Annotated in this window: 5 protein-coding genes; 2 read left to right on the top strand and 3 right to left on the bottom strand. The window is 59.6% G+C overall.

Translation table 11 applies throughout. From position 1 onward, the window contains the following. From K359_RS0146975 to K359_RS0146950, 3 genes are all read right to left on the bottom strand, one after another. Positions 1 to 378: hypothetical protein (locus tag K359_RS0146975; protein ID WP_198031292.1), on the bottom strand; the 378-nt coding region annotated here is incomplete at its 3' end. A gap of 1,106 nt (positions 379 to 1,484) precedes the next feature. Continuing rightward, complete coding sequence (locus K359_RS0146955; RefSeq protein WP_156929112.1) at positions 1,485 to 2,273, bottom strand: KUP/HAK/KT family potassium transporter; 789 nt, start codon at positions 2,271 to 2,273, stop codon at positions 1,485 to 1,487. Positions 2,274 to 2,580: 307 nt separating this feature from the next. Beyond that, positions 2,581 to 3,588, bottom strand: a complete 1,008-nt coding sequence (locus tag K359_RS0146950) for an alpha/beta fold hydrolase (RefSeq protein WP_029085139.1) — start codon at positions 3,586 to 3,588, stop codon at positions 2,581 to 2,583. A gap of 413 nt (positions 3,589 to 4,001) precedes the next feature. Between K359_RS0146950 and K359_RS60630 the strand changes: the two genes are divergently transcribed. Continuing rightward, entirely contained in the window at positions 4,002 to 4,214 is a 213-nt protein-coding gene (locus K359_RS60630) for a DUF3551 domain-containing protein (protein WP_084518854.1), read from the top strand. 399 nt (positions 4,215 to 4,613) lie between these two features. After that, positions 4,614 to 4,940: a hypothetical protein gene (locus K359_RS0146945; RefSeq protein WP_029084602.1), complete on the top strand. Its 327-nt coding sequence runs from the start codon at positions 4,614 to 4,616 to the stop codon at positions 4,938 to 4,940. Positions 4,941 to 5,038: the final 98 nt, after the last annotated feature.

The raw sequence follows: 5,038 nt of genomic DNA, 5'->3' as shown, positions 1-5,038 counted from the left end.
CATCAACGCGTAGAAGGCAACGCCAGGCAATTGCGGCGCGCCACCTTCAAAATAATATTGCTCGCCCTGCTGCCGACCCTTGAGCGTCAGCGTGACGACGTCAGTCTTCAACAAGGGCTGGAAATTCGGATCGTTATTGTGGCGCAACGTCAACATTTCAGCCAATACCTCGCCGCCAGTAGACTCCTTGAAGGTCCCGACGAATGCGAAGGCCGAACTGCCGCCCATCATCTTGCCGTCATAGAAATAGAGGACGCCACGGCGGGAACCGTGCACCGTATGCATCTCGACCTTGTAAAGTCCCTTCAGCATTTCCGCTCCGGCCAAAATCCTTGCTTGCGGGCTGTTCTCTCCGCCACGCCATAAGACCGATTTCATCGCGCTTGGGGCTGAGCTTCAACACGGCCTGGCGCTTCCGTCACGTCGATGGAAGTTACCCCCGCGCAGTGATATAGGCGATAAGGGAATATCGCTTGTTGAGGTAGATCAAACGAGAAATGTCACGATGTCCGCTTAGGGTCCAAACTCGGAAGTCGGAACGCGCAACCGTAACGTCCGCTTCACCTCCGACACCGGACTTTTGATAGCCAGCGTGGCACTTCCAGAAAGGGCCACAAACGGACTCGTCGAGTTCGCCGGGATGAATCGCTCATCGCTGCAGTGTTCTTCGGCCTTGCGCTTTGCGGTCCCGGTCATTTCGACGGCCTCCGCTCGATGTCGATGGTTGCTATGAGCTGTGCAAAGCTCGCCGTCATCGCGGATTAGCCGTAGAGCCGCACCCGGCGGACCCGCCAGCCATTGCCGTTCCAGAAACGCTGCGTCACCCATTCGCAACTGCCAAAATCGTATATGGCCCGGGACCTGCTCCGTAAGGGGCGGCCCAATAGCGCCCCGGAGCCGCGACGCCTGGGGTGACGCCACGCTGTGCGCTTGCGGGCGTTACGGCGAGCGAACCGGCAATCGTTGCGACCGCGACAAATGCAGCAAATGTCTTCCTCAAAACTGATGACTTCCCCCCATCGACCCATCCGGCTTGCCGCAGGCGGTGAACTTCAGGTGCACCGAGATTATCGTACCAATCCCAATCGCGAAGATCGGCGAGCTTCAGCCCGTTGTGGTGCTGGCGTCTGTCGCAGAAGACGAGCACGGTCTTGAAGCCGGCGCTTCGATCGACGGGGCCGGTCCAATATCGGAGGAAATGAGCGGGCTTTCGGCGCCAGGGCATGCACCAATAATTGCACCGTAGCCCGCGGAGAGAAGCCGATAGGGATCGCTGCTCCTACCAGGTATCAGCCCGACCATTAGGTCAAATCAGGTTCGGAGCGACACGGCTGCATGCAATTGAAAAGGCCCCCGCTGATGCGGGGGCCCGTGCAAATCAATCACGCTCTTTGATGATCGTCTTTTCGCGCGGTTCGTCGTGTTCCTTCTTGATGACGGTCGTGCGATCGGCTGGCTCACGCTCCTTGATGACCGTGGTGCGGTCACGGTCGCGATCGATGTGGGATTCCCCCGTTGTCACGCCAGCGCCAACGGGCCCGACATGGAATCAGAAAGTAGTCGGGAGCGCGCACTGCATTACGCGTCATGAAAGCGTAGAGCGTTTCCTGCCAAAGCGGCACATCGGGGTGAAGCGACGGTACTGGGACCTCCCTGCCCAGGAAGAACGATGCCTGGCCCACGTTCGGCCCGAGTTCTCGAGAATGTGCGGCGAGGGCTGCCGGGACATCTGGCTTTTGAGCGAAGCCGAATCTCATCTCGACTTGCTCCAGCCCAGGTGCGAGCTCTTTAGCGGAAATCCGACCTGAATCGGTTACTTTGGGAACTCGCGCGGTCGTAATCTTCAAGAACATCAAATTTTGATGCACGACGCCATTGTGTTTCAGATTCAGCGTAAGTGCGGCAGGTACGACATCCTGACGCGTGGTGAAATAGATCGCTGTGCCCGGAACCCGCATCGGCGGGTGCGGGCCCGACAATTCTTCGATAAAGTTTTGGAGGGGAATCGCGTCGGCCTCGCGCCGCGCGAGCGCAATCTCGCGGCCGCGCCGCCAGCTTAGCATGAGCGTTAGTGCAGCGCCTCCGACTAGCAGTGGAAACCAGCCGCCCTGCGGAATCTTGTGGGCGTTCGACACCACGAACGTCGCGTCGAGCATCAAGAAGAACACCACGAAGGCCCGATGAGTAGTAGGGCCCACTGCCATACGACAAGCGAAGAGAAGTTCGCTCTGCAGCGGACCAAGCGCGGGCAAGCTGACAGTCGATGAGTACAAGACGCGCTTCACGCGCCGGAAGGCCTTTTCCTCGCCGGCCCGGCTCGCCCGTGCGATTTCTGGGTGGGGCGATCCCCGCGGGGAGAAGACTGGCCGTTTTTAGCGGCACCCCGGCCAAGCGATTGGAAGTCGTGACCCCTGACCGTGTTCACCTCCAGCGGGGGGGCGCGGAAGGAGATTATGGCCTAAAGCATGTACAACAGACGGAAACAGTCTCTCCTATAGAGAATGGCTAGAGACTCCCGGTCCGCGAAGTCCCGGTAAAGGCCTTACACCACTCGCGCCGTGACCAGTTCTTAGAACGTTTTCAGTGCAGCGTTTCCGCCGCGGCTTCGTCGACCGCCGCCATCAGGTCGGCCGTATCCGACTGCTGGATCATATGGCCGGCTCTCGGGAGGCGGTGCATCTTGCTGTGCTTGATCTCGTCATGCAGCCTGCCGGACTGCTCGTCGATGTCGATGATGCGATCGTCCTCACCTGCCAGGATGACGACTGGCATGGCCAATTCACCGTAGGTCTTCGCGGACAGGATCGCCGCAGGGACCATTAGCGCAGCCTCGGCGGCACTGGCGCGAAGTTGCGATGGACGCACGGCCAATGATTTTGGAAAGCCGTCGAACTTACCCGGGACGGATTTAGGTCCGAAAACCTGCCGCAGCATGGCCGGCCACATCAGGCGGCTGAGGATCGGCGAGATTGTGTGACTCAGAACATCGCCGAATCCGGGTATCGCCGGCCCGGTTATCGCCATGATCGCGTCGGTCCGCGCCGTCGGGAAATAGTATCCCGACGCCAGTATGAGGGCTTCCACCATCGAAGGGTGCTTGCTTGCCAAGGCAACTGCAACGGAAGCCCCCCAGGAATGTCCGAGCACGATCGCCTTATCGACGCCCAGGTGCGCAAGCGCGTCCCTGAACAGATCAGCCTGGGCCGCGGGGGTCCGTACGACATTTCTGGGCCTCAGGCTGTAGCCGAAGCCCGGGCGATCGAACACGATAACCCGATAGTGCTTGGCGGCGAGATCGATGAGACCACTTGTCTCAAAATCCTGGATCATGCTGCCATTGCCATGAAGCAGGACCAGTGGCCGGCCGGAGCCGCGTTCGACATAGTGCAGGCGGACACCGTCGATTTCGATGAAGCGTCCTTGTGGCGGATGATCGCGTTGCGCCTTGTCGGCAAGTCGCTGATTGACGACCGCAGCAGCAGCCATCAAGCCGATCGTGGCGACAACGGTGGACGCGATCGGATATTCCTTCAGAGCACGAAAGGTGCTTGTTGCCAGCGATGGCGAACGTTTTTTCAGTATGCGCATGTGATACTTCCGCTGGACGGAGCCAGCTGTTCGAGACGGGGAGGGCGTCGCCGGATTAACGTCCTGGTCTGATCACGACCTTGATGATGCCGGCTTGTCGCGGAGTTTCATGTGCATCCCGGAGGCGTTTCGAGGCCGGCCGGATGGGGCACCCACAAAGCTGGGTTCGATTTGGCCCTCAACGATCTCGCAGCCAACAACGTTGCGGCCTTGAACTCATCGAGGACAGTTCCGGCGGCGCCACGGCGGCCATGTCGTGCAGACGCAACAGGAGGCGCAACGATATGTTCCTAGCACTGCGAAGAGATGCGGCACGGCGGGATTAGGAACGAACCTCGCAAGGCCCGATCGGGATTCCGTAGACGATTTGGTCTGAGCAACGGGAGACGGCCGTGCGCAAGCTTGTAGTTTTGATGTTACTTGCGGCCGGCGCGGGTGTGCTAGATGGCGCGGGACCTGCGGATGCCCAGGAATATCGCTGGTGTCTTCAGGGAAAGCAGACCGGTTATCCGGGCGACTGCAACTATCAGACGCGGGCACAATGCATGGCATCGGCGTCCGGCCGCGATGCCGGATGTGGCATCAATCCGGGTGCGGCTTTCGCGCGCCAACGTCGGCCTCACTGATGCTCGACCGGACTTAGCCAAAGCTCCCATGCCGCGGGCTGGCACTGCTCGGCAGCGATATCGAGCCTTCTCTGAGCACAACGGAAGGCTCGCCGCGGCTCTTCCTACGCTTGCTGTTTGCGCAAGCTAACGGTCGAGCCCATCCCTTTGAACGCGGGGACTAAATGTCATGGATCGAGACAAGAGCGGACGTATCGTTGAGACTTCACTCGCGCGTTAGGGCGAACTCGGTCCCAGCATGTTGATGCTGCTGGCCGTAAGCCTGGCGCTTACAGGCCTCATCACGGCGGGCACGTGGTTGATATTTTTCGGAGCTTGATCGCAGGCAAGCAGCTCGGCGATGGAGGAACTAAAGCGCCGACGCGGGCTTGGCTCATTCCTCACACTTTGGAGACAAGCATGAAACGCCCGTTCCTTTTCGTTTGCATTTCTTTATTGGCGGCTGCCACGGCATTGCCGGCCTCAGCGCAAAATCCGCCGGCGCAGTCCGGACCGAACAACAACGCGGTCAACAGTGCCGGTCAGAACAACTCCGACGCTCCTGTCGCGGGTCACAACAGTTTCACCGAAGGACAAGCCAAATCGAAGATCGAGGATGCTGGCTACGCCAACGTCACCGAACTGAAGAAGGACGACAACGGCGTTTGGCGCGGCCAGGCCAGCAAAGGCGGATCGGCCACTGCGGTAAGCATCGACTTTCAAGGCAACGTCAATTCGGCCAAGTAGTTCGGCCAAGAAGGATACAAAATGACCATTACGATTTCTCGTCTTTACGACAAATACAATGACGCCCAGCAGGCTGTTCGACGCCTCGAGGCTGCCGG

The sequence above is a fragment of the Bradyrhizobium sp. th-b2 genome (genome assembly GCF_000426785.1).
Classification (GTDB): domain Bacteria; phylum Pseudomonadota; class Alphaproteobacteria; order Rhizobiales; family Xanthobacteraceae; genus Bradyrhizobium; species Bradyrhizobium septentrionale.
Note: the sequence above shows the minus strand (reverse complement) of the source record. Positions and strands in the feature narration are given on the sequence as shown.

What these genes read in the sequence shown, in the direction of transcription:
- K359_RS0146950 (WP_029085139.1), bottom strand. Translation starts at nt 3,588, where the DNA reads ATGCGCATACTGAAAAAACGTTCGCCATCGCTGGCAACAAGCACCTTT.
- K359_RS60630 (WP_084518854.1), top strand. Translation starts at nt 4,002, where the DNA reads ATGTTACTTGCGGCCGGCGCGGGTGTGCTAGATGGCGCGGGACCTGCG.
- K359_RS0146945 (WP_029084602.1), top strand. Translation starts at nt 4,614, where the DNA reads ATGAAACGCCCGTTCCTTTTCGTTTGCATTTCTTTATTGGCGGCTGCC.